This window comes from Robertmurraya korlensis NBRC 107688 (assembly GCF_001591645.1).
Lineage (GTDB): Bacteria > Bacillota > Bacilli > Bacillales > Cytobacillaceae > Robertmurraya_A.
The window spans coordinates 125,819-151,977 of the sequence record NZ_BCVH01000011.1 but is presented as its reverse complement, the minus strand read 5'-3'; the positions used below and the strand labels follow the sequence as shown (position 1 = coordinate 151,977).

The window sequence follows — 26,159 nt, the reverse complement described above, 5'->3', positions numbered from 1 at the left end:
TGTCCAAATACAAAAGCTATTCGGAAGAAAATGGGTGGAGTTTTTCCATATAAAAAACACTTCTTCACTTAGGAAGAAGTGCTGGGCTATTATTTTACTAGTTCTAACTCAATCGGGATAAACTCTTCTACAGTCTCCCCATTCGCTACTTTAATCGCAGCTGTGATTCCATTCTGACCAATAAGTGCTGGTTTTTGTGCAACCGTTGCTGTCATTCTTCCGTCTTCTACCGCCTTGACTGCATCCTCCGTTGCATCAAATCCAACTACCACTACATCTTTTAAACCTGCTGCTTCAATTGCTTGAAGAGCACCTAAAGCCATTTCGTCATTATGAGCAAATACTGCTTGAATGTCTTTGTTTCCTTGAAGAATATTTTCCATAACTGATAATCCTTTAGCACGGTCAAAATCAGCTGTTTGTTTCGCAGCAACTTCTAATGTGCTTACTGCATCTACTGCTTCGTGAAAACCTGCCCCGCGTTCACGTGCGGCTGATGAACCTGGAATCCCCTCGATTTCAACTACTTTTCCTTCATTTCCGATTTGTTCTAGAATAAATTCCCCAGCCATCTTTCCTCCAGCGGTATTGTCAGAAGCAATATGTGAAACGACTTCTCCGCCTTCAGCACTTCGATCTAACGTAATAACTGGTACATCTGCATTGTTAGCAGATTCAATCGCTGCCACTACGGCTGCTGAATCTGTTGGGTTAACAAGCAAGACGTCCACCCCTTGTTGCAGTAAATCTTCGATATCATTTACTTGCTTTGCTGAATCATTTTGTGCATCTACCACTACGATGTCAATTCCTTGTGCCTTTGCTTCTTCTTCAGCGCCTTCTTTTAATGTCACAAAGAACGGATTGTTTAGAGTTGATATAGAAAGACCGACTTTAATCGCATCACTTTTCGTTCCACTCGCTTCTTTTGCCTCTTTAGAAGAACCTGGTGGCTCTGTTGAACAGCCAGCTAACAAAATCATAAACATCGCAAGGAATACGAAACCTTTGAACATCTTCTTCATATAAAGACCCCCTAATAATAGTTGAATGGTTTATGCTGCTTTTTTTCGATCTAGTAAGACGGCAAGTAAAATGACACCCCCTTTAACCACTTGTTGATAAAAGGAGCTCACATTCATGATGTTTAATCCATTATTTAATACCCCAATAATTAGAGCACCTATTAACGTTCCAAAAATCCAACCTCGTCCGCCAGAAAGACTCGTTCCGCCTAGTACAACTGCTGCAATGGCATCTAATTCATAGGAAGCTCCTGCTGTCGGTTGAGATGAATTCAATCGTGAAGCGAGAATGATCCCCGCTAATGCAGATAAAAGACCAGTGATCGAGTAAATCCAGATTTTCACTCGATCGACACGAATGCCGGATAGAATGGTTGCTTCCTCATTCCCACCAATCGCATACACTCTTCGGCCAAATGTTGTTTTCTTTAAAATAAAGTACAAGATTCCGTATGCGACCATCATATAAATCACGGGTACCGGGATCCAAGACACATACCCTTTCCCCATCATTTCAAATAAAGCACTTTCAGATAGTCCGGTAATCGGTCGTCCATCTGAATACACCAAAGTTAACCCTCTAAAAATCGTCATGGTAGCGAGTGTGGCAATGAATGGAGCAACCTTCCCTTTGGTAATGATGAATCCATTAATCGCACCCATGATCGCTCCTGCCAATAACCCAATCAATATCGCTAAAATCGGATCCATTCCTCCAGCTAGTAAACTAGCAGTTATCGCAGAAGATAATGCCAGGATTGAACCAACAGATAGGTCAATTCCACCGGTTAAAATAACAAAGGTCATACCAAATGCAATAAGTGCATTAATGGATACCTGACGCATAACATTTAAGATATTATCAACCGTCATAAAATTATCACTGACAATTGCTAAAACGAACGTGATAATAAATAATCCGATTAACGGCCCTAATTTTTGAAGATTGAACACCTTTAATGAGGACGCTTTCATTTTAATTCCCTCCAGTTGCTGCTTGCATGATTTTTTCCTGATCTGCTTCGTTTCTTAACAGAGTCGCTGATACCCTTCCTTCATGAATAACTAAAATTCGGTCACTCATCCCTAATATTTCAGGCAACTCCGAAGAGACCATAATAATCGCAACACCTTGTTTTGTCAGTTCATTCATTAATTGATAAATTTCCTTCTTTGCCCCCACGTCAACTCCTCGTGTTGGCTCATCTAAAATTAAGATCTTCGGTTTAATGCCTAACCATTTTCCAATCACGATTTTCTGTTGATTTCCACCACTTAATGACTTAACCGATAAATGTTGGCTCGCTGTCTTTACGTGCAGCTTTTGGATCAGATCCTCTACAAAATCTTCTTCTTTTTTCGCAGAGATGACACCCTTATTCGAAACGCTTGCGAAGTTGGTTAACGTAAAGTTTTCTCGAACAGATAGCCCTAGAACGAGCCCTTCATTCTTCCTGTCCTCTGTAATAAAGCCAATTCCATGCTGAATCGCCTCGTAAGGAGATTTAATGTTGGTTTCCTTTCCATCAATCAACACTTTTCCACTTGAAATCGAGCGGTATCCGAAAATGGCCTCCATAATCTCTGTTCGACCTGCTCCCATTAACCCTGCTACACCGAGGATTTCCCCTTGTTTAACGGTGAAACTAATATCTTCAAAGCTTCCTTTGCTCGTTACATTCTCGACTTGTAATCTAGTAGGCCCTAGCTCCGTCACCCTTTCTGGAAAACGCTCACCCAATTGGCGCCCTACCATCATTTTGACAATCTCATCAAAGTTGGTTTCTGGAATCGCCTTCGTTCCGATAAACTGACCATCCCGGAGAACAGAAATACGGTCACAGATTTCAAAGATTTCATCCATTCGGTGAGAGATATAAACAATTCCTACTCCTTGTTCTCTTAAGGAGTTAATGACTTGAAATAGAGCATGGATTTCTCTATCTGTTAAAGCAGCTGTCGGCTCATCCATAATTAGAACCTCGGTATTAGCTGCAACCGCTCTAGCAATCTCGATCATTTGCTGTTGACCGACCGAAAGAGTACCTGTTTCCACATCTGGGTCAATATCTATACCGAGACGATGTAAATATTCCCTTGTTTTGGTCTTCATTTCTTTATACTTAATAATCCCGGTCTTCCCGATCGTTAATTCTTTTCCAAGAAACATATTTTCTGTAACCGATAGATAAGGGATTATATTAAGCTCCTGATGAATAACAGCGATTCCTGTATACTCAGCTTCTTTTGTATTTTTAAAATGAACCTCTTTTCCTCTAACAAACACGGTTCCAGCATCTCTTTCATAAATCCCAGTTAAAATCTTCATTAACGTCGACTTGCCCGCTCCATTTTCGCCCATTAACGCATGAACTTCCCCTGGTAAAATCTCAAATTCTACATTTTCTAACACCCTGTTACCCGAAAACGCTTTACTAATTCCGCGCATCTGAACTAAAGGTTGTTGTGTCATATTAGAAAGTCACTCCTGCGTGTAGAATAATATTGGCGTATGGTGTGATCTCACCCGTACGAATCACGGCTTTTGCTTGTTTGGTTTGTTTTTTAAATTCTTCATGGGACACATATGTAATCGGTTGGTGTTGGAATAGATCTACAATCTCTTGTTTTACCTCAGGGTTATTTTCATGTATCTCTTCTGCTAGCGTGATTTTTTCAACCACCATATCTTCTAAAAGTACCTTTAACGTATCTATAAAATTAGGAGTGCCTTGTTTTAAGGAAAGATCGATACGAATCGTTTCATCAGGGATGGGCAACCCACAATCGGCAATCACAATGGTATCTGTATGACCTAGTCGTGATAATACCTCTGATATATGGCTGTTTAATATTCCTTGTCTTTTCATTTATCTTCACCCTTCCTGCTTTTAAGAAACTCTTCTACCTCTGCTTTTGTTGGCATTCCTCCCTGAGCCCCAAGCTTAGTGACAGATAATGCCCCGACAGCATTAGCAAATTGACAAGCTTCCTCTAGTGACATTCCTTCACTTAGGGACAACGCAAGTGCCCCGTTAAAGGAATCTCCAGCTCCCGTTGTATCAACCACATCTACTTCGAAACTAGGAATCTCTTTTTCTACTCCATCCTGATACAGCATGACTCCCTTTGATCCCTTGGTAACAATACACCTTGCTTTGACTGATTTTAGTTCTTCCTCTGTTAACTCTGGTGAGTTCAATAATAATTCTTGCTCATGCTCGTTTGGTGTGATGTAATCGACTTTCTCTAATAAATCCTTTGGTAAAGTCTGAATCGGAGCCGGATTTAAAATTACTTTTACGTGATGCTGTTTGGCGATATTCACTGCCTCAATCACACTTTCTAGTGGAATCTCCAGTTGGAGCAGCAGGATATCACTTTCAGCAATGACCTGTTCAAAGCTTTGTACATATTCAGGAGTAACAGCGAAATTCGCACCAGGAACAACAATAATGCTGTTATCACCGTTGGATAAGGTGATGGACGCTGTCCCTGTCGTCGTATGTGTAACCGGTTTCACATAAGAGGTAATAACTCCTTCCTTCGTTAAACCTTCCGTCAACTGGTTTCCAAAAGCATCCTCACCTACACAGCCAATCAACGTTACCTCCGCTCCAAGTCTCGTTGCAGCCACCGCTTGATTGGCTCCTTTTCCACCTGGAATGGTGAAAAAGGCTTCTCCGATCAATGTCTCCCCGATCTTTGGTACTCTGCTTGTTTTCGTAACAAGATCCATATTAATACTTCCTATAACCAATACCTTCTTTTTCAATTCATTCACCTCTTGTTTTCGTTGATTGACCTTTACTTATCGTCACCTCTAACTGGTAATGCTTCTTTTCAATTACCCTACCCTCAATGAGATCTAATAGCGTTTGGGCTGCTACGGAACCAATTTCATAGATCGGCTGGGCAATGGTTGTTATTTCTGGATTGGTCATCTTACAGAGACTGATTCCATCAAAACCAATAACAGAGAGGTCTTCAGGAATTCTTTTTCCAAGCTGCATAGCCGCTTTTATGACGCCGACGGCCATCATATCATTTCCGGCAAAAATTCCATCAACATCTGGGTTTTCTTCTAACAGCTTTCTCGTAACCTCAATGGTTTGGTCTATATTGAAGTTTCCACATCGTACATAGTCCGTTTCAAACCAATATTCACTTTCTACCTCCTGCAAGTACCCGAGGTAACGATCTTCCGCACTTGTAATGTTTTTAGGACCACGGATATGGGCAATTCTTTTACATCCTGTTGATTTTAAGTATTGAACAGCTCTCTTCGCACCCTCCATATTGTTTACCGATACACAAGGGATAGATGGATCAATGAATCGGTCAACTGCAACAATGGGAATACCCTTTTCCTCTATGTACTGAGGGGTTAATGTAGATGTCACAACAATCACGCCATCGACATACTTTTGTTTCATGACCTCAAAGTATTTCTTTTCTTTCTCTGAGTTATCATCAGAATTACATAAGATTAATGTATACTCTTTACTGCTTAAAACATCCTCAATCGCTCTTGCCACCTCTGGGAAGAAAGGATTCGTTATATTCGGGACAATTAATGCAATTGTCATGGATTGTTTTTTAAAAAGGCTACGTGCTACTGAATTCGGTTTATAGTCTAATTCCTCAATGACCTTTAACACTTTCTTTCGTGTTTCTTCATTTACATAGCCCGTGCTGTTTAACACTCTGGATACAGTTGCAACTGAGACCTTCGCTTCTTCTGCAACCTTCTTGATTGTACTCAATTACTTCACCCCAAGTTTCCAACTGTGTAATGTATGTGTAACCGGTTACACATTGGATAAAAAAATAATCTAACATTGATATGGTTTATATGTAACCCGTTACACATATTGTAAACGCTTACCGTTTAGGTTGTCAATCATAAATATAATACTTTGTTACACTGTTAATCAGTCTTTCTTATCTATATTAAAAGGACTTCTCTCTCAAGAAGTCCTTTCCTTAACACTTTATTTCTTCACAATTGCTGATGCTTTTCCAACTACTAAATACGTTCCTACATATCCTCGTAATTCAAGCTGTGCTTCTCCTGGAGTCCAAGTGAAGTCTGAACGTTCAAACTTGAAATGTCCTTTTTCAGCTTGCTTATACAAACCGTTATTATCTGTAATAGGAGATACACCATCTAATGTTACGGTTGAGACATTAAATGTGTAGGATTGAAATTCTTTTGGTAAAGTTGCTTTTACCGTAAAGATTCCTTTGTTTCCTTTGATCACTCGAGGTAATACCTCAAGAGAAACTGGAATATATACTACAATTGATTTCTCTACGACTGTTGACCAACCCGCGGCATCTGTCACTTTTACACTTAATTTGTACTCACCCGGCTGATTTAACGTCACTTGATCTCCCTTTTTATAGGTTTGACCATTAAATGTTACTTCTTCCACCGCTATTCCAGATAAATCATCATTTGCTAGGTAGTTTAAAGTAACGGTTTCCCCTAACTCATACTCCCCTTTTACACCAAGTAAAAGAGTTGGAGCTGTTTTATCAATCTTTACTTCAACTGATTTCGCTTCCTCTACATTTCCTGCAGCGTCAACGGAGTAGTAAGAAACATAGTTAACCCCTTCTCTATCTACAGTAAATGTCGTTCCTTCCACATACTCTGCTCCATTAATTGAATAGAATGTTGATATAACCTGACTATGTTTATCTTCAGAGGATAAAGAAACCAAGACAGAATCCTTTGACCACTTGTCCGATACATCCGAAACAGTTATCGGTGCTGTCTTGTCCAGCTTCACCTCAGCAGTTCTCATATCTTCCTTGTTTCCAGCTAGGTCCACTGAGTAGTAAGAAATTGTATTAACTCCTTCCTTATCTACTAAAAGACTTGTACCTTCTACAAAGTCAGATCCATTGATAGAATAATAGGTTGTTTCTACTCCACTATTATCATCAGTAGCAACTAACGTAACATTTACATCTTCCTTCACCCAAGTAGTCGGAAGGTCAGCTGTAGTAGTTGGAGCTGTTTGGTCAATATTCACTTCAACCATTCTACTTGCTTCCTTGTTACCTGCAGCATCCACTGAATAGTAAGAGATGTTGTTTAGTCCTTCATCAGTAACTGCAATAGACGTACCTTCTACATACTCTGACCCGTTAAGTGAGTAATAAGTTTTTGACACTCCACTTAATCCATCACTTGCAGTTAACTCAACTGTATAGGATTGTGCAGCTGTAGGGATCTCATTTACTAGTGTGATTGGAGCTGTTTTATCAATGTTCACTAGTGCAGTTTTTACTTCCTCCATATTGCCCACTTTATCAATGGAGTTATAGACAATTTTATTGATACCTTCTTGTGTTACTAAAACTGATGTTCCTTCAACGATTGGTCCAGCATTTAATGAGTAATACGTATGAGCTACGCCCACTTCATTATCCGTTGCTGTTAATTCAACTAACTGATCTTGATTAACCCACCCAGTTGGAGCATTCACTGTTGTGACAGGTGCCTCTTCATCAATGATCAGCTTGGCTAAGACGGTTTCAGAAGGCTTAGATTCTCCAAAAGAGTTACTATAAGAAGTTACATAATATAAGTGATTAGCATAGGTCAGATTATTAATAGTGTAAGAAAGATTATTAATATTCTTCGCAACTAGTACCGGCTTACCATCAATCACTTCATAAATATTGTATCCATTAGCATAAGTAACGAAATCCCAAGTGATTCTTGCACTCGTATCACTTAGAAGCTTTAAGCTAGCGACAGGAACTCCCATTACAGGATAAACAACTGTTTCCTCAATCGTATTTGAAGGTACAGATTCCCCAAAGCGAGTACTCAAGGCGGTTACCTCATATGAATGAACACCTTCTGATAAGTTATATACTTTATGGTTTAGCGTTTTTCCTTTGTAAACCAGTTCCTTTTCTGAACCCGTTACTTTGTACACGCGATATTCATCTGCCCAAGTAACAGCTGGCCACGACAACGTAAAATTATTTACATTTTCAACTCTATTGCTTACTACTGGAGCCTGTACAACTGGCCAAGTAAGGTTAAAAGCAAGAATACTTCCTTCTGGTGACTCTCCAAAACGACTGCTATAGGAGTGTACGACGTATTCATAGTCACCTTCTGGCATATTCGTATAAGTAATTGTTCTCGTGGTTGTTGGAAGTGTTTTTAATAATACTAATTCTCCATCAACTTTTTGATAGACTTTGTAATTGGTTGCATATGTTGAAGCATCCCAGCTTAACTTAATATCATTTCCATTTACTATCGATTTCGTTAATTTTGCTGGGGCTTGCATAATTGGATGTACCAATGGGAACTCAAGCTTACTTCCCTCTGGTGACTCCCCGAAACGGTTACTGTAAGAGTGAATGACATACTCATAGTCACCCTCTGGCATATTCGTAAATGTAAAGGTTCTAGTTGTTGCTGGAAAAGTGTTGAGTAATACTAATTCTTCATCAACTTTTTGATAAACTTTGTAATTGGTTGCATACGTTGAAGCATCCCAGTTTAGTTTAATATCATTTCCATTCAATATCGTTTTTGTTAAAGTGACTGGGGCTTGCATAATTGGATGTACCAATGGGAACTCAAGCTTACTTCCCTCTGGTGACTCTCCAAAACGATTGCTATAGGAGTGAACGACGTATTCATAATCACCTTCTGGCATATTCGTATAAGTAATCGTTCTCGTTGTTAATGGAAGTGTATTAATTAATTCTAATTCTCCATCAACTTTCTGATAAACTTTGTAATTGGTTGCATACGTCGAAGCATCCCAACTTAACTTAATATCGTTTCCATTCAAGATTGACTTTGTAAGATTTGCTGGTGCTTGCATTACTGGATGTACCAATGTAAACACAAGCTTACGTCCCACTGGGGACTCCCCGAAACGGGTGCTATAGGAATGCACCACGTATTCATAGTCTCCTTCCGGCATATTTGCAAATGTAATGGTTCTCGTGGTTGCTGGAAGTGTGTTTAGTAATTCTAATACTCCATCAACTTTTTGATAGACTTTGTAATTGGTTGCATAGGTTGAGGCATCCCAATTTAACTTAATATCGTTTCCATTCAAAATTGACTCTGTATGATTTGCTGGCGCTTGCATTACTGGATGTACTAATTTGAACACAAGCTGGCTTCCCTCTACTGACTCTCCGAAACGATCACTATAAGAGTGAACGACGTACTCATAATCACCTGCTGGCATGTTTGCAAAAGTGCTGGTTGTTCCTGTTACTTTACGAACAAACTGCTTTTCTCCATCGACCACTAAGTAGATTTGGTATGCTGTTGCGTACTGAACACCGTTCCATTTAAGAGTTATATCATTTCCATTTGAGATCGTGTAGCTAGCATTCTCAGGCATAGCCATGTCAGGATGCACTAAAGTCCCCTCTACTAACGCTCCTTCAGGTGATTCACCGAATAAAGTAGAGTTAGCCTTAATGCTGTAACGGAATTCACCTTCTGCCACATTGGTTAATATTGTACTCGTCCCCGTAACTGTTTTTAGTAACACTTCTTCTCCATCAACCGACTGATAGATTTTATAGTTATTTGCGTACTGTACCGCATTCCATTTCAATGTAATGTCATTTCCATTACTAATGGTGTAGTTTGGATTTTCTGGAGTAGCTAGTGTTTCTCCACTTAAAGTGAACTTGATAAAAGTTCCCACTTTTGATTCACCGAAACGAGAGGAATATGAATAGATCTCATATTGATACTCACCTGGTGCTATATTTGTGTAGGAAGCTTTATTTGTATAAACGGTACTTCTTAAAACTTTCTTGCCATCTATAACTAGATAGACTTTATAACTATTTGCATACTCTACTGTGTCCCAATTTAACGTAAATGCAGCTGGACCTGTGATGGTATAAGTTCCGTTTGCAGGTGCCTTCATCTCGGGATGTACTAATGGTAAGTCTACAACAGCTCCCACAGGTGATTCACCAAATCTACTGTTATACGCATAGATCTCGTATCTATAATCTCCTGCGGCAAGATTAGTTAAAGTTGTAGCTAAAGAAGAAACTGTTGTTTTTAAAACCTTCTTCCCCTCTACTACCTGATAGATTTTGTAACTATTAGCAAACTCTACTGAATCCCAGTGCAGATACAAATCATTTCCATTTTTAATCTCGTATCTTGCGTTTCCTGGTGTCTCTAACACTACTTGATCTAAGACAAAGGAAACAACAGCACTTTCCCCTGATTCTCCAAATCGATTGCTATTTGTGTGAACTTCATACTTGTAATTCCCTGCTGGCATATTAGTATAGCTAACCGTTGTTCCTGTTACCGTGCTCTTTAATACCTTTTGGTCTCCAACCACTTGGTAAACCTTATAATTCGTAGCATTTTCAGCTGCTTTCCAGCTTAAAACAATATCATTACCATTTTGAATTTTATACGTTAGCTCAGAGGGTGGATTGACTATTACTGTCTCAATCGTAAAAGTAACTTGCGAGCCCTTTTCAGACTCTCCAAAACGGTCGCTATATGAATGAACTTCATACAGGTAGTCTCCACCTGGTAACATAGACGCAGAGTATGAAGTGTTTGTTACCGTTCCTTTTAGCACTTTTTCACCATCGACAATTTGATACACTTTATATCCTGTCGCATACGGTACTGCGGTCCAACTAACGACTATATCATTTGTGTTTTGAATTTTAGCAGTTACATTTTCAGGAGCAACCATCTCGATAGATTGAACGGAAAAAGCAACCTCGCTGCCTTCTACAGATCTTCCAAAACGTGAGCTATTTGAAAACACCTGATAGACATAGTCACCTGCAGGTAAATTCTTAAGTGTAAAACTTGTACCGGTAACTATTTGAAGCAATTCTGACTGTCCGTTGTTTACTGAATATATACTATAACTATCTGCAAACTCTGCTGCTTGCCATTTCAATGTAACATCGGTCACGTTAGCAATTGTAAAAGAAAGATTCGTTGGAGCTTTCATTTCCGGCTTTACCACTTCAATACTTATTGGGGATGAAACTACTGATTCCCCATAAAGTTGGTGATTAGAAGAAATCGCGTAAAAGTAAACACCCTCATCCACATTAGAAAAACTGTACATCTGTGCATTAGTAGATGCTACAAGTGACTTTTCACCACTCTCTAACACCTGATAGATATTGTAATTCTCCGCATAAGAAGAAGTTTCCCAGCGCAATACAACGTCATTCCCATTTTGAATCGTTGCTGCAAAGGCTGTTGGTGTTTGCATTTCAGGGTAACTAATTTCTGCGCTTACCGGGGCAGATGGACCAGACTCCCCTTGGCTAGATAAAGTAGAAACTACATATCTATATGAGCCTTCTAGCAAATCTTTAAGTTCATACGAGGTACCTGTCGTTTTCCCAAGGGCTATAAGCTGTCCGTCTTTAATTTCATAAACTTGATATCCACTTGCTCCAAATACAGCACTCCAAGTTAGCTTTCCGTCATCTGGAGTAATTGATTGATAAGCTAGATTACTAGGAGGAAGCATAGTTCCAGTATCTGCAGAAGCTCTTATACTACCAATTGGGACAAGTAGCTGATAGGTAAGCATAAAAACAACTACAAGGACTGGAACATTAAACATTCTTTTCAACATAAAATTCACCCTACCTTTCATGTTAAAAAAGGCAAATAAAAAAGAACCCCATAAGAAAGGTTCATAGAAAAACAATCTATGATTTCTTGTGGTAACTGGCTGCCATTCGCAATTCTGCGGTAAGGCCCTCTTAGTTTTGCGTCTCACAGTTTCCCGTGATTTGCCCTTTTCACTTCATTAAGTACAATCATTTTTGAAAAACATCTATTACTAAGTATTTCACCTCCAAACATTTGCGTTACAAATCTATTATCGGCAGTTAACGGGAGTTATTTAGGATTAACTACCTAAATTTAGTTCAATTATACCACTTTATTTTTATGATACGCTAGGTATTTCCGCATGATCCTGTTGTTATCTCCCATCGTCCACAACATACCAGTATAAAATAAAAACCCCCATTGCTGGGGGCTATGCTTAACTATTGCTAATTCATAAAATCAAGTACGTCCAAGTCAATTTTTCCACGCTCTAACTCACGCGCTTCAAAGTTCTCCGTATGTATATAACGAGTAAGCGCCTTGTGAACACTGTCCTCATCTACATACAACTCTAAATAGCCATGACGTCTTAAGCAAGCAACCAACTCTTCCTTTACATGCCCTTCAATCGAGGCAATTCGCTCTGGCTTTGGAGGAGCAAAGTATAGCTGTTGCAAACCAAATACACGAATTAGTTCTTTAATCGGCTCCGGATGGTCGTCAACACGAAGATCAATATAGCGATCATTGTACCCCCCGTAACCGCCCGCTTCCTTTACAACTAACAAGGCTGCTGATTGCTGACCACGACTATCTCCACCCGCTTCTTGACCCGCATTCAACGCAGCTAGTAAGCGTTCGGCTAATGTTCCGCTTGTCCCTTGAAACGTTTTTGCCATTGCTTGTACGGTCTTCTCGTCTACTAATATATTCCCCTGTGCGGCAAAATTCTCTCCAGTCACTCCACCTGCCCAGTCATAGCATTTTTCACCGGTAAAAGTCGCTGCTTGTCCGTTCGCATCGATGACTCCAACCTGGCGGAGATCTCTGTCCTCATCACGTGATGTAATAATTTCGATGACCTCTTCCGCAGACTTCCCTTCTGAAAACAGCTGTAATGCCTCCGGACCATAAGCTGTATTCGCGTAAGATTGTGTTGCAACGGCCCCGACTCCTGCCTTCGCGAACGGGACTACGGCCCCCACGCCTAAAAACTTCGATTGCACCGCAATTCCCCATTCTTTCTCCTTTGGGTCATAGCCTACGATTGAAAACGTCATGTTTCTTCCTCCCTAATACTAAATAAGGATCGTTTCACCTAAAGTAAGCCTTTGTTGCAATTGGAACACCAGCATACGGAAGGAGAAACGATTCCTTTCTACCCTAAGAAAATTCCACCATAAATCAACGAACCGGCAATAACGTATGCCGGATGAACCTTCAGCCGCTCCATTAACACAAAGGCAATGACACCAATCCCGATTGTCTGCCAGATGCCTACTCCTTCATATGAGGAGAAAAAGAATTCATACGTCATGACGCCTAGCAATACAGCGATGACAGGTCGAACCAACACAGTAAGTCGCTTCACCTTTGGAGATTCCTTAAACTTCATCAACAAACCAAGTAGAGTGACCATTAAGATTAACGATGGTGCCACAGTAGCAAAGACGGCAATCACTGCCCCAAAAATCCCGCCCACTTCATAACCAATATAACCGGCCATTTTCGTTGCGATAGGACCTGGTAAAGCATTGCCTAACGCAAGCACCTCACTAAATTCGCTCACTGATAACCAGCCGTACCGATCCACCACTTCATTTTCAACTAGAGGAATGGACGCAGGTCCCCCACCATAACCGAGAATTCCCGGGATAAAAAACGCCAAAAATAAACTCCAATAAATCATGCGGACGTCTTCTCCTTTTCTTTAGAATTCTCTGGATCCTTTTTTAATAACGCACTTAATAGTAAAGCAAAGATTATGATTGCAGGATGTACGTTTAATAATTCAAACAACACAAGGGAGACAACGACAAACAACAAAGTCCAACCCCACCCAAGACTAGAGGTAGAAGATTTTTTTACAAAATCCCATGTCAATGTAGCGAGCATAACTGCAACTACTGGCACGACCGCCATCGACATGCCGCGGACCCATGGCTCATCCTTGTATGTATTTAATACATTTAGCAAAACAATCATTAACAAAATGGTTGGAAGAGTAGAGGCGAAAAGAGCATTAATCATACCGAGGATTCCACCTACGCGATAACCAATATACCCCGCCATCTTAGTAGCTATTGGACCTGGTAACGCATTTCCAAGGGCTAATACATCACCAAATTCATCCGAGTCCATCCATTGAAACGTATCGACAACTTCCTTTTTTACAAGAGGAATTGATGATGGCCCTCCACCATAGCCCAAGATTCCTGAGCGGAAGAAAGCAATAAAAATGTGTACGTGCTTCATAACATTCCTCCTAAATTATAAAAATTCAGATAGCTTTATCATACCAAATAACCGTGATTATGGTAACTATTTATTTCGGAAATCGAGATATTCACAAAATCGAAACAAAATACTTAAACTTGTCGAATTTTGTCCGATACATAAGAGGTATGTACAACTATGAGGAGGACAAAAACATGCTAAAAAGAATATTCTTATTGTTCCTAGTCGTGAACGTTTTAAGCGCTTGTTCACTCAACGCTGAGAAAACACAGACTGAAAAAGAATACAAAATTGGGATTCTTTTATCGGATAGTGGCCTTGGGGATGAGTCCTTTAATGATTCTGCGTTTCGTGGACTCGAACGCGCTCGCGATGAGTTTGGGATTTTATTTGACTATAAAGAAGCTCCAGATGGAAACTTCGAAGAAAAACTAACAGAGCTTGCGGAGGAAAAATATGACCTGATTATTGGTCTTGGTTTCTCTGTAAAGGAAGCGTTAGAAAAGGTAGCAAAGGAACATCCGAATCAGCAATTCATGATCATCGATGAGGGTTCCGAGCTTGAAAATGTTGTTTCTCTAACGTTTAAAGAATACGAAGGAAGTTTCCTTGTCGGTATGGTTGCTGCTATGAAAAGCACCACTGGAAAAATTGGATTTATCGGTGGCTTTGATGTTCCTGTCGTGAATCACTTTAAAGCAGGTTACATACAAGGAGCAAAATACGTCAACTCGAATGTAGAAGTAATTGTTGAATACGCGAACTCATTTGGTGATGCAACACTTGGTGGCACCATTGCGGAAAAACAAGTCGCAGCTGGCGCTGACTTTATCTACCCTGCCGCAGGGTTCACAGGTTTCGGTGCACTTCAGACCGCTCAAAAGCTTGGGAAGTTAGCAGCTGGTGTGGACTCTGACCAATTTTTCGTTGCAGAAAAAGCAGTTACCACTTCCATGCTGAAAAATATTGACGTAGCCGTATACGATATTGCCAAAGAATTAAAGGAAACAGGAAAAATTGGTTCCTCTACGTATGTTCTTGGTCTAGCTGAAAACGGTGTAGGCTTAGCTGACATTCGCGTTGTGCAGTTAACTGACGCTGAGCAAAGTCAACTTGAGGAAGCAAAAGAAAAAATTATTTCTGGCGACATCACCGTCGAAATGGAATAAGGAGGGAATGACATGAAACTTAGATCTCGTTTATTAATCATCGCTATCATTCCACTTTTATTATCAACAATGATTATCGGATTTATGATTTCCCAGCTTGTTAGTATGCAAAGCTCCGCTAAGGATGACGTCCAGATTTTAATATTAGTTGAAGACATTCAAGGAGAGCTGGTTGTAGCAAAACAAGCACTATCTAACTATGCATTTAATCAAAGTGAAGCAAATAAAACCGAGGCAGACAGTCAGTTACAATCCATTGGGGAACAAATCACATCTCTGACCAAATTGGTACGTGTTCAAGAACATAAAGACATCCTAGCGAAAGTTCAGGAGAAATTTAATGCCCTTTCTTCTGAGGTCAACACAGGATTTGAGAATAATGACCGCCACGCAATCAAAAGACAATCCATCCGTACCTCTGGAGTCCTAAATGACATGTATGTATTGGACAAGCGGACGGGTGAATGGTACGACGAAATGCTTCAGCAAACAGAGAAAAAGATTCATTTTGTTGTTGTATTCTCAATCATTGCGATTGTTTTATTAATTGTTTTATCTGCCCTTTCTACATGGTTCCTAGCTATGCGTATCGCGAAGCCATTAAGCGAAGTCGTCGATCATGCAGTTAAAGTAGCTGACGGAGACCTCACGGTTGAAGTTGGTGAGGTGAAGGAAGACAGTTCATACGAGCTTGACCAATTAAAATCAGCTTTCGCCCTAATGATTACAAATGTAAAACAAACCGTACAATCCATCGAGCAGGTGGGAGAACGAGTGACTGGCTTTACTGCAGAAGTATCTGGACATATGGTAAGCTTACGTGAAATCAGCAACCAAGTGGCAGTTTCAACGGAGGAGCTCGCTCGTGGTAGCCAATCGGTTTCAGAAGACATCCAATCGACCGCTGGTTCTATGGGAGCAATGAACGAAGAGTTTACTCGTGTTCAATATAAAACAGAGCAATCCTCACAGGCTGGATCTGCTGCGCTGGATTCGGTTCAAACTGGCCGAGTATCGTTAGAAAAACAAGTTGAACTTGCTTCACAATTGTCGCAATCAACAGAGCATATAAAAGCATCAGTTGAAGGCTTCACACAGTTTGCAGGACAAATTGAGGAAGCAGCAAGATCCGTACGTGATATTGCCAATCAGACAAACTTATTAGCCTTAAATGCGGCCATTGAAGCAGCGCGCGCAGGAGAAGCAGGAAAAGGCTTTGCTGTGGTTGCAGACGAAGTTCGCAAGCTAGCAGACGATTCAACAAAGGCAACAGAACGTATTACAACCATGGTTAGCCATATGAAAAAAGGAATTGCAACGATTGTGGAAGCAACGGACCTTGGGTATGAGTTATCAAATCAACAGCAATCTTCTATGAAGGAAACAGAATCTTCGTTTGAAGTGATTTCTATGAACGTAATGGCAATCAATGAGCAATTGGATGCATTGGTTGAAGGTATGAAAACTTCTAGCAGCATGAGTGCTTCGGTGATTTCTGCGATTGAGAATATCTCGGCGGTTACTGAGGAAACAGCTGCTGGGACTGAAGAGATTAGTGCTTCTACAGATGCCCAGCTTCAGGCATTTGAGCAGGTGAATGAGAAGATGGAGCAGCTGCAGGAGTTGACTGTTGAGATGAAGAAGGAATTGGCGAAGTTCAGTTTATAATTAAGATTATAAAATCAAAAAGACCTTTGAGAGAATCCTTGGTCTTTTTGATTTTGTAAAGAATAACATGCAAACCCAAAGTAGTTTAGAGTATCAACTATTAAAACTAAACTCAAAGATAGGTAAACCTTCACTATTATTTATATTTACCTTAATTCCATCAAGATGTACTATGTAGTCCTTTTCTAATTCCATACTCTTGGTTTTAGGGTTCTCAAAGCTTAGAGCATAATCAAATAATTTTAAAAAGTCTGCCTCTAAACCATGGGTATTTGATTTATATTTTTGACTGTCTACATCGTATTTAGTAACTAAAATAAAAGTTGAGTTACTGATATTTTCTATAATTCCCCTCTTTTCAAGGTGATTTACTAAATGATCATCATCCCCCTGAAAAGTAATAATTTGAGTTGATCCTTTATACCGATTATATAGCTTTTTTAAGTGTAAGCATTTTTTATTTATTATGAGATTCTTACCTATATATTCTATTTCTGTAACAACTTTAATTCCCTGATAACTGTTATGAAGATACCTATTAGAATACAAGTACGCCGGTTTGACCCAAGCTGAGTTATCAATTATAAGTGAGTACATATCAGGAGACAATATATTACTTAAATGAAGTAGGTATGCCCCATGAGAGTGCCCGTACCCTATAGTTCGCTCTGAGTTGAACTTAAGACTATTATCTTTTAATAGTACTTTAACCGTTTTTACAGCTGTTAAAATATCAATTGCCTGCATGAATGACATATCATTAAATTCATCTATCGTTTCATTTAAGCAATGCTTATTATGAAGAACTGCATTCTTACCTTTTAGGAAATATTCCAATTTACCAGGATCAAGTTCAATTAGTTTAATTTCATCAACAGTTAGCCATCTTCTTAAATCAGTTTTATCCACGTTAAACCTGTTAACATCTTGCATAAATTTATTACCAAAGTAATCACATTGAATAGTAACTACATTGTATTTATCTGCGAATAGTCCCCTCATTTTTTTATATACCTTAGAATCAATGTTACCCCCAAAACCGGGAACAAATATTAACAGCCCCGTATTCTTGGTAACCCCCTCTTGTGGTATACAAAAATCAATTCTCAACTCTCTTCCATACCCTCCAGTGTATATATTTGGATGTGCAGGAATATTTATTGTATGATCCTCAGACATATTGCTCTCCTTTACTCACTTACATGTAATTCTATACTAGTTAACAGCCTACAAACATTATATATGATAAATACCCTATACACTTAAAATGTATAGGGTATTTATCATATTGCTTTTTTTCTATCTTATTGAGCTTCAATCAGACCATAACGGCCATCTTTACGCTTGTAAACAACATTTGTACGGTTTGATTCAGCATTAGTAAATACGTAGAAGCTATGACCAAGTAGGTTCATTTGAAGAATTGCCTCTTCACTGTCCATCGGCTTTAAATCAAAGCTCTTTTGACGAACAAGCTCTAAATCACTCTCATCCTCTTCTACGGCTACACCGCCACCTAGATCTTCAACTGGAGAAGCAAATAATTCATTCAGGTTCCCTTTTTCACGGAATTTTCGGTTCACTTTTGTTTTATGCTTACGGATTTGACGCTCTAATTTATCAGTAATTAGATCAATCGCCGCATACATATCATCATGAACTTCCTCGGCACGAAGCACCAGATTCGCCATCGGAATCGTTACCTCTACTTTGGAGCGCTTGTCATTGTACGTCTTCAAATTCACATGAACATTTGCATTAGGAGTCTCAGTAAAATATCTTTCCAACTTGGCAATCTTCTTTTCCACGTACTCTCTAATTGCTGGAGTTACCTCAATGTTTTCACCACGAACGTTGTAATTCATAAGTGAACTCCTCCTTCACATTATACAAATTTGGTTACCTTACTGTTATGCTTAGATCAGCTTGTCCTACGCCACTTTTTCCAAGCATTCCTTAAAAATAACCACCGTCTTAATATGATAATTAAGACTATGTATTTATACTTCTATTTTACCCCTAGGAATTCCTGCTGAAACTTGAAAAGTAATAAATAATTATGTCGAATTGGTGAAGTTCCAGTTACGATACTAACGCCATAAAAATAGAAGCTAGCTCAGCTAGCCTCTATTTTTTACGATCGTAGAACACTCCATCAGGATTATAGTTCTCGTATGGATTTACATATTTATTTGTCGTTACTTTTTTGACTTTCAATTCTTTAATATCTTTTTGAATGTTTAGTCTTTCTTTTGTAAATAATGCGTTTAGATGATCGTTTAATTGCATACATTTTTTCACAAGTTCACGATCCGCCTCTGATGCTGGTGGTGTAGCATCTCTCATTGCACCCTCACGAAGCTCTAGTAAACGCTCGGTCTCTTTAAGTCGTTCATCCCTGTCCCCTGCTGACTGATAAAGCTTTATTAATTGGACCGTTATATCAAAAAAAAGCCCTAATCCGTTCACTAAGCTTGACCGCCTTGTGAGAATTGTTTTTGACGATTTATCTGGATTACTTGTTTCCAAGTATCTCGGTATTCTGTTACAAATCCTGCGACTTCATCCAGAATCTCTAAATCGTTCTTCATATTCGCCTCTACTAGACGACGGTTTAAGTAGTCGTACATTGCCATTAAGTCTTTTGATAAAGGAATATCCATATTTAAGGTAACCATAAGTTCTTGAATGATTTTTTGGGCCTTAATAAGATTTGTATTCTTCTCTTGGATATTCTTGTTTTGAATAGCCAACTTTGCTTGTTGTATAAATTTCAAGCAACCGTTATATAACATTAAAGTTAGTTCCCCAGGTGAAGCTGTATTTAAAGAGTTTTGCTGGTAAGCTTGGTAAGGGTTATTGACTGCCATTTTTATACTCTCCTTTTGTACATAATATTTAGAACTATTCAAATTGGTTATAAACTCAAACTCTATTTCTTAGACGTAGATAATACATTGACCATTCAATAACGATTTATATCTTTTTATCTATCATGACTCCAATAAATTCTGTCATTGCAGCATAAAAGTCCAGCATCTTTTTTGAAGGTATTTCCTTAACTACTTCCTTCGTATTATCATCAACTAAAGTTACATAGTATTCATTTAACTTATCATGAAATTCAAACTTTAAGGAAGTATGAGATGGGATCAGAAAGTCATTCAAACTATCTACCACTTTTGCTACTTTATCTTTTTCATTGGGATTTAGCCTTTCTTCACTGTCTACCTTAGGTTTTGAACCTTCTATGTTAGTAGATGATTCTTTACTATCTAATGAGTTTGTTGCTACTTTTACATTCTGATAAGTACTATTAGTAGATGATGTACGCTCCAACATTTTTATCCTCCAAGATATAATCGCTTTTTAATAATATCGGACAAGTCTATATTTTTTTTAGTATTAAATTTATTTGGTTAAGAGTTATCTAGATAACTCTTAACTTATTATAAATAGTACCGATATATATTATATGAATATGCAAAGTAGTTTAACAAACTATTCGTGAGGAGGAAGAACTATGGCAATAAGAATCTCTGGGCTAGCGTCTGGGATGGATACGGACACAATGGTTAAGGAATTAATGACTGCACATAGAAAACCTTTAGATAAGATCTATAAACAGAAGGAATTGGCTAATTGGAAAATAGATGCTTATAGGGAAGTAAACACAAAGTTATTAGAGTATCGTAAATCAATGGAGGACTTAAGGCTCCAGCGCCCATTTAATAGTATGATTGCCACTTCATCAAACCCTAATGCAATAACTGCAACAACAACCGGTACTCCTACACAATCCAGCTATGAAATTAAAAATATCTCATTAGCCAAACAGGAAAGTGCTGCTTCTGTAAAATTTTTCACATCTGGGTTTGACACTACCAAAACTTTGACAGAACTTGGTATCAATGTAGACAGCACAACAAGCAAAGTAGAATTATCTGTTAATGGGACAAACGTATCACTCGATCCAACTATGAAACTTAGTGATGCTCTAAATGCTATTTCAACTCAAGCAGCTGTATCAGTATCTTATTCAGCAACTGATAAATCTTTTACATTTACAGATAGTACAAAAGGCTCAAACTCCAAAGTTATAATCTCGGAAACAACTACAAATGGAAGTAATTTTTTAAGCACATTAAACATGGTATCCGGAGAAGTAAGCTCAACCCAGAATACATTTGGGAATTCTAGTACAATTTCATCGGTAGTTGGAAGCGATAAACAACAAGCTTCTGCTGAAATTAATGGACTTTTATATAAGTCTGATACAAACTCTATCACATATGATGGAATGCAATTTGATTTGCTTGGTGTTCCCCAGGACAATACTGTTCCTATTACAGTAACTGCTAAACCAGATAACGATAAAATTTTTGAAAGTATAAAGACATTTGTTGATGGCTATAACCAACTAATTGAAGATTTAAATACCCTTTATTCAGAGAAAAAGAGCAGAAGTTATCAACCACTAACTTCCGATGAAAAGGAAGCAATGACAGATAAAGAAGTAGAGCTTTGGGAAGAAAGAGCAAAAGTCGGGCTTCTGGGAAGAGATCCAATATTGAGCAAAGTTTTAACATCAATGAGATCAGCAATGTATACTCCTGTTAAAGGAGCAGATGCAGGAGCAACAAATCCAATCGATACACTCGAAGAAATAGGTATTAAATTAAGTACAAAATGGGAAGAAAACGGTAAATTAGAACTTGATGAAAATAAATTAAAGGGTATGATTAGTTCAAATTTAACCAAGGTAGCAGAAGTATTTAACAAGAGTACCAGTAGTTTAGCAGCAACTGATGATTCCAATACTATAAAGAGTCAAACCAAATTTTCTGAGAGCGGAGTAGCCGACAGAATCTACGAAAGACTCGAGGCAACTATGAAGGAATTTACCAAGCAAGCTTTAAGTGGCTCACAAAGTACTATCGGAAAACAACTTACTTCATTTGATACTAGAATTGCAGCTTTCGAGAGTAGGCTTGTTAATATTGAAGATCGCTATTATAGACAATTTGCAGCGATGGAGAAAGCAATCCAACGGGCAAATAGCCAGAGTAGTTGGCTCTCCCAGCAATTGGGTTAGTGACTAATTAGATTTTATACCCTTATAACTAGAAAAACCAATGGGTCTTATTATTTGTACCCATTGGTTTTTCGGTCTATACAAAGAGCTTATTACAATCAAATCGATTTAACCAAAAGGAATTAGTGTCCTCTATTGCACCACTAAGAGTAGTAAAGGCTCCCTTATAACCAGCTGATAATAAGTTCTCCTTAAGTTTGTCGAGCATAACCATTTTATTTTCTCCCCCGCCGAAAGGAGGCGTATACCATACCGGCTTAATATCTAATTTCTCTTTCATAAAGTTTGCACAAGGTAAAATCTCATTATTATAGTATTCATCGGCTTCCCCATTAAAAGGTGAGTGCTGTGCACCATGAACACCTAATGTCATTCCTGCTTGTTTCATTCTTTTAAATTCCTCAACATTTATATACATAAAATCTATAAATTTCTGTTTTGATCCAAACTCGGTGAATACTATATCTTCTAAGAAGCTCTTGCTTTCTTGGGTATCCAAAATAAAATTTAAAGTATATTTTATATATCTCCTTAAAATCGATTGTTCGTAAGAGTAGATATCTTCCGAAGACTTTAAGTTAAGTAATTGTTTAGGAGTTAATATGTTACGCAAATTTTCCCATATAGTATCTTCATTTACCTTGGATAGAGCAGCATGTACTAAGTGAAAAACTGGTACATTTTTATCTACTAAAGGCCCCGACATAACAGTAAAATAACCCGTTACTCCTTTTCTTTTCATAATATCAAAAGCAATCTCATATTGATCTTTTGTTGCATCATCAAAGGTTAATATGCACTTAGGTTTTGTAGTTTTCTTATTTAATTCATCCGGACCCACAAATTCATGTGTCCTACCAATTCTATCAATTTGTTCTTCGAATGCCTGGGGAGAAATAGGAACACTCCCTTTCCACGTTTCTGGTTCCCTGACATAATGATACATGATAGCAAAATTCACTTTAATCCTCCTAAATGCTTGTTTAATTGCGGTTAACTGCACTTTTTTACTACTAGGAGATAGAATTAAAAGTACCCACCAATAAATAAGGTAGGTACTTTCTGACTGAAAAACTAATCAATCCTCAAACTTTTTTCTTTTCAGCTATCTTAGTTTCAATAAGTTTTTTCAATTGTCCTACAACCTGAAAGGATTGAGAAGACAGCTCTTGCTCTGAAAACTCAATGTCAAACTCATCCTCTAATTCACAGACAAACTGAATGATTCCTAGAGAATCCACGTAACCACTTTCCACATAATTTAACGTTTCTAAATCAACAGAATGGTCAATCGTATGTTTTTTCTCTAAATACTTAACAATAAATTCTAATATATCCATCTAGCATCTCCCCACATTCATTATAATACATGATTTTATATGGTATGTATAAGCTGGGCTCTTACAAGTTTACCCATTGAATTTTTGGGTAATTCGTTCAAGAAAATTATCTTATGAGGTTGCTGGAAATCGGCAAGATTTTTCGCACAATGCCTTTGTACCTTACGTTGGTTAATCTCCGAACCTTCGTTTATAACGATTGCAAGGGCAACTATTTCTCCGAGCTTTTCATCCGGATAAGAAAAGGCAGCACATTCCCTTACCTCTGGAAGTTCAAAAACACACTTTTCTATATCCTGTGGATACACATTAATACCACCAGTAATAATTATTTCCTTTTTCCGTCCAGAAAAATATAAATACCCGTCTTCATCCAAATATCCTACATCACCAGTTTTAAAGTAGTTATTTTGTATGGATTTTTCAAATACCTCATCCATTTTATAATATCCTTCACACAAAAGTCTTGTTTTACACCCAATTTCACCGATCTCACCAGCTGTTGCAACCTCCCCGTTATCCTTAAAGATTACCACATCTGCACCGGGTATTGGTTTTCCCACCGATTGTTTCTTATGAATAGACTCACTTAAATTAATGCTAGTTACAGTTGAAACTTCTGATGTTCCATACATTTCATGGAAATCACAATGTAATTTTTCAATAAGTTGATTCTTAACATGCGATTCTAGTAATGAGGAGGAAGATACGAGACATCTCAAACTAGTACCATTAAGGCTATTATCATTAACAGCTGCTATTTGATTAAGCTGAGCAGATACAGCAATAGTAAAAGTAACTGACTGCTCTTTTACACAATTTATCCATATATTAGGAGTGAAGCGAGGAAGTAAGACACTTGTCCCACCTAACAGTAGTGGGATAAGGACAAGTCTTTCTGCCAATGAATGATAAAGTGGCGTTGCCGCTAACACATTATCGTCTTGGGTAATCTTATAAAGGTCTATATGAGCCATTGCTCTTTCATATTTATTTTTTTGTGATAAACTAATAGGCTTCGGTGCACCAGTTGATCCAGAGGTCATTGTTATAATCAATATCTCATCCCCTGTTACATGTTCGACAATCGGCCTTTCCTTTGACATTTTATCCGCTTCTAAAAGGGATTGCGTGCCTTCTAGTTTCCCATCTATACAAATCTTTTCTCCTAGAATCTCAAGACCACCATTTTTATCACAGTTTTCAAAGAACGCTTGTCGTGCTATTAGGTGTTTTATGTTTGCAGAGTAAAATGCAGCCTTAATAGCATCTATAGGCAAAGTTGGATTAATCGGCACTAATCCTACACCAAGATTCGCTGCAGCCAAAATTAATGCTACTGAATGAATACTATTGGTCATAGGAATACCAATGTGGTCACGGTAAACTATATTATTACTCAGAAGAAAATTTGAATACTGACTAACCAGGTCTACAAGCTCTCTATAAGTAATTGAGTTATTATCACACCAGATTGCTGTTTTATCTGGTTGGATTTCTGCGGCTTTATAAAAGATATCTGCTAATTTGTACATATATAATCCCTTCAAAACTTTTTCTATTTTTCGTTTATTACTAACCTTTCTCCTATTTCAGCAGATTTATATGCAGCATATGTTACCTTTATTGTATCGTATGCTAGTTTGAACCCAGATTTAGGCTCTCTATCATATTGAATAGCCTCCATAAAATCTTGCATTTGATCTGTATAACCACGTATGACTTCATCTGCGATAAAAGGCTTATTCCAACCAAGTTTTGAAGGAAGCATTTCTGAAAGATAGACATCCTCTAGACCGTTTTCATCAAGGAAATAGGTGGTCATCATATCATTCATGGTCAAAACACAGTTTATATTAGCATCATTACAATATAATTCTACATAGTTTTTACTCCCACCCAAACAAACATCCGTAGCAATAATCACAGCCCTTGAACCATCTGAGAAAGTAAGTATTACAGTACCCATATCCTCAACATCATTAGGCCTTGCCATAATATGTCTATGCTCATAATCAGATAATGTTGGAGTTACTCTAGCCATATCTCCTAAAACACTCTCAACTGATATTTCTACTCCTCTTGCTCTAGCTTCTTGCTCCTTAAGCCATAAAACTGCAGATAATGGATGAGATCCTACCCGGAGAAATGATCCTCCCCCAGTCTTTGACCACTCCCCTGCTACAGGAGAACTAGATCCTTTTAAACTCTCCTCACCCTTCATGTATAGAATTTTACTCTTCTTAGCAGAAATGATTTCAGCAGCTTTAACAACCGAAGGAGCATAGACAAAATTCTCTGCGTACATAAACTTTTTTTCTGAAGTATCAACCGTATTTTTTAACTTCTCTAAGGATTTGAGAAGTTTTTCATACATAACAGCTTTAGACACTCTATTACCTACCGATTCTTCTTCACCAAGTTCACCAAAGTACCCTGTTAAAGGCTTTTCGCAGATTACGTGCTTACCGGCCTGCATAGTCTTTAATACCATTTCTTCATGAACATATGGTGGTGTACAAATGTCAATGACATCAATTTCCGGGTCCATAAGTAAGTCATCGAAGTTGTACGATGCGATTTCAAATCCATAACGATCTTTGGCAGGCAATAGCTGTTCTTCCCGTCTTGCAATTATTGTCTTGAATCTTAAAGGTATGCCACTAACTCGCTTTAAAGCATTCATATGTAATTCAGTTGCTCGTCCGGCTCCCACCATACCTATTACTATTGGTTTCAATTAAATCCCTCACCTATATTATTTTATCTATA

Annotated in this window: 22 protein-coding genes and 1 riboswitch; of the genes, 3 read left to right on the top strand and 19 right to left on the bottom strand. The window is 38.3% G+C overall.

Annotated elements, in window-relative coordinates:
• Window positions 1-89: 89 nt before the first annotated feature.
• From rbsB to BKO01S_RS15535, 10 genes are all read right to left on the bottom strand, one after another.
• The gene (gene rbsB, locus BKO01S_RS15580; protein ID WP_066055981.1) at window positions 90-1,025 is read right to left on the bottom strand and encodes a ribose ABC transporter substrate-binding protein RbsB; all 936 of its coding nucleotides are present in this window, start codon (window positions 1,023-1,025) and stop codon (window positions 90-92) included.
• Window positions 1,026-1,055: 30 nt separating this feature from the next.
• A complete protein-coding gene (locus BKO01S_RS15575; RefSeq protein ID WP_066055975.1) occupies window positions 1,056-2,000 on the bottom strand; it encodes an ABC transporter permease subunit in 945 nt (314 codons plus the stop codon).
• A gap of 1 nt (window position 2,001) precedes the next feature.
• Window positions 2,002-3,498, bottom strand: coding sequence for a sugar ABC transporter ATP-binding protein (locus BKO01S_RS15570; protein WP_066055971.1), 1,497 nt, complete (start codon window positions 3,496-3,498; stop codon window positions 2,002-2,004).
• Window position 3,499: 1 nt separating this feature from the next.
• On the bottom strand, window positions 3,500-3,895 hold the full coding sequence (gene rbsD / locus BKO01S_RS15565; RefSeq protein WP_066055969.1) for a D-ribose pyranase: 396 nt from the start codon (window positions 3,893-3,895) through the stop codon (window positions 3,500-3,502).
• Complete coding sequence (rbsK, locus tag BKO01S_RS15560; RefSeq protein WP_084362106.1) at window positions 3,892-4,800, bottom strand: ribokinase; 909 nt, start codon at window positions 4,798-4,800, stop codon at window positions 3,892-3,894. Before rbsK ends, rbsD begins: the two co-directional genes overlap by 4 nt.
• 1 nt (window position 4,801) lies before the next feature.
• Window positions 4,802-5,791 carry a LacI family DNA-binding transcriptional regulator gene (locus BKO01S_RS15555; RefSeq protein ID WP_066055968.1) on the bottom strand — a complete coding sequence of 330 codons (990 nt, stop codon included), beginning with the start codon at window positions 5,789-5,791 and terminating at the stop codon, window positions 4,802-4,804.
• A 228-nt stretch (window positions 5,792-6,019) separates the two neighbouring features.
• On the bottom strand, window positions 6,020-11,677 hold the full coding sequence (locus BKO01S_RS15550) for an OmpL47-type beta-barrel domain-containing protein (RefSeq protein WP_066055965.1): 5,658 nt from the start codon (window positions 11,675-11,677) through the stop codon (window positions 6,020-6,022).
• A gap of 87 nt (window positions 11,678-11,764) precedes the next feature.
• A riboswitch (cyclic di-GMP riboswitch) is annotated at window positions 11,765-11,852 on the bottom strand.
• 252 nt (window positions 11,853-12,104) lie between these two features.
• A complete protein-coding gene (locus BKO01S_RS15545; protein ID WP_066055962.1) occupies window positions 12,105-12,938 on the bottom strand; it encodes a DUF1028 domain-containing protein in 834 nt (277 codons plus the stop codon).
• Window positions 12,939-13,036: 98 nt separating this feature from the next.
• Window positions 13,037-13,567 carry a chromate transporter gene (locus BKO01S_RS15540; RefSeq protein WP_066055960.1) on the bottom strand — a complete coding sequence of 177 codons (531 nt, stop codon included), beginning with the start codon at window positions 13,565-13,567 and terminating at the stop codon, window positions 13,037-13,039.
• Complete coding sequence (locus BKO01S_RS15535; protein WP_066055955.1) at window positions 13,564-14,133, bottom strand: chromate transporter; 570 nt, start codon at window positions 14,131-14,133, stop codon at window positions 13,564-13,566. Before BKO01S_RS15535 ends, BKO01S_RS15540 begins: the two co-directional genes overlap by 4 nt.
• 176 nt (window positions 14,134-14,309) lie before the next feature.
• Here BKO01S_RS15535 and BKO01S_RS15530 point away from each other — a divergent pair, with 176 nt between their 5' ends.
• Both BKO01S_RS15530 and BKO01S_RS15525 read left to right on the top strand, forming a co-directional pair.
• Window positions 14,310-15,284 (top strand): BMP family lipoprotein, encoded by a 975-nt coding sequence (locus BKO01S_RS15530; protein WP_066055952.1) that lies wholly within the window; start codon window positions 14,310-14,312, stop codon window positions 15,282-15,284.
• Between the two features lie 12 nt (window positions 15,285-15,296).
• Entirely contained in the window at window positions 15,297-16,952 is a 1,656-nt protein-coding gene (locus BKO01S_RS15525) for a methyl-accepting chemotaxis protein (protein WP_066055945.1), read from the top strand.
• A gap of 93 nt (window positions 16,953-17,045) precedes the next feature.
• Here the strand turns inward: BKO01S_RS15525 and BKO01S_RS15520 are convergent, their stop codons facing one another.
• The 5 genes from BKO01S_RS15520 to flaG all read right to left on the bottom strand — a co-directional run bounded on the left by BKO01S_RS15520 (window position 17,046) and on the right by flaG (window position 20,294).
• Complete coding sequence (locus BKO01S_RS15520; RefSeq protein ID WP_066055942.1) at window positions 17,046-18,131, bottom strand: DUF2920 family protein; 1,086 nt, start codon at window positions 18,129-18,131, stop codon at window positions 17,046-17,048.
• A 125-nt stretch (window positions 18,132-18,256) separates the two neighbouring features.
• Window positions 18,257-18,817, bottom strand: a complete 561-nt coding sequence (gene hpf, locus BKO01S_RS15515; RefSeq protein WP_066055939.1) for a ribosome hibernation-promoting factor, HPF/YfiA family — start codon at window positions 18,815-18,817, stop codon at window positions 18,257-18,259.
• 262 nt (window positions 18,818-19,079) lie between these two features.
• Window positions 19,080-19,421: a flagellar protein FliT gene (gene fliT, locus BKO01S_RS15510; RefSeq protein ID WP_066055936.1), complete on the bottom strand. Its 342-nt coding sequence runs from the start codon at window positions 19,419-19,421 to the stop codon at window positions 19,080-19,082.
• Window positions 19,421-19,822, bottom strand: a complete 402-nt coding sequence (gene fliS, locus BKO01S_RS15505; protein WP_066055933.1) for a flagellar export chaperone FliS — start codon at window positions 19,820-19,822, stop codon at window positions 19,421-19,423. The genes fliT and fliS overlap by 1 nt, the downstream gene beginning before the upstream one ends.
• A gap of 106 nt (window positions 19,823-19,928) precedes the next feature.
• Window positions 19,929-20,294, bottom strand: a complete 366-nt coding sequence (flaG, locus tag BKO01S_RS15500) for a flagellar protein FlaG (protein WP_066055930.1) — start codon at window positions 20,292-20,294, stop codon at window positions 19,929-19,931.
• 181 nt (window positions 20,295-20,475) lie between these two features.
• Here flaG and fliD point away from each other — a divergent pair, with 181 nt between their 5' ends.
• Window positions 20,476-22,047: a flagellar filament capping protein FliD gene (gene fliD / locus BKO01S_RS15495; RefSeq protein ID WP_066055927.1), complete on the top strand. Its 1,572-nt coding sequence runs from the start codon at window positions 20,476-20,478 to the stop codon at window positions 22,045-22,047.
• Between the two features lie 76 nt (window positions 22,048-22,123).
• On the opposite strand, the gene BKO01S_RS15490 is transcribed toward fliD, so the two are convergent.
• From BKO01S_RS15490 to BKO01S_RS15475, 4 genes are all read right to left on the bottom strand, one after another.
• Window positions 22,124-23,008, bottom strand: coding sequence for a polysaccharide deacetylase family protein (locus BKO01S_RS15490; protein ID WP_232311253.1), 885 nt, complete (start codon window positions 23,006-23,008; stop codon window positions 22,124-22,126).
• Between the two features lie 124 nt (window positions 23,009-23,132).
• Window positions 23,133-23,387 carry a phosphopantetheine-binding protein gene (locus tag BKO01S_RS15485; RefSeq protein WP_066055924.1) on the bottom strand — a complete coding sequence of 85 codons (255 nt, stop codon included), beginning with the start codon at window positions 23,385-23,387 and terminating at the stop codon, window positions 23,133-23,135.
• Between the two features lie 35 nt (window positions 23,388-23,422).
• Window positions 23,423-24,922, bottom strand: coding sequence for a class I adenylate-forming enzyme family protein (locus BKO01S_RS15480; protein WP_066055921.1), 1,500 nt, complete (start codon window positions 24,920-24,922; stop codon window positions 23,423-23,425).
• Window positions 24,923-24,945: 23 nt separating this feature from the next.
• A complete protein-coding gene (locus BKO01S_RS15475; RefSeq protein WP_066055917.1) occupies window positions 24,946-26,127 on the bottom strand; it encodes a Gfo/Idh/MocA family protein in 1,182 nt (393 codons plus the stop codon).
• Window positions 26,128-26,159 lie beyond the last annotated feature (32 nt).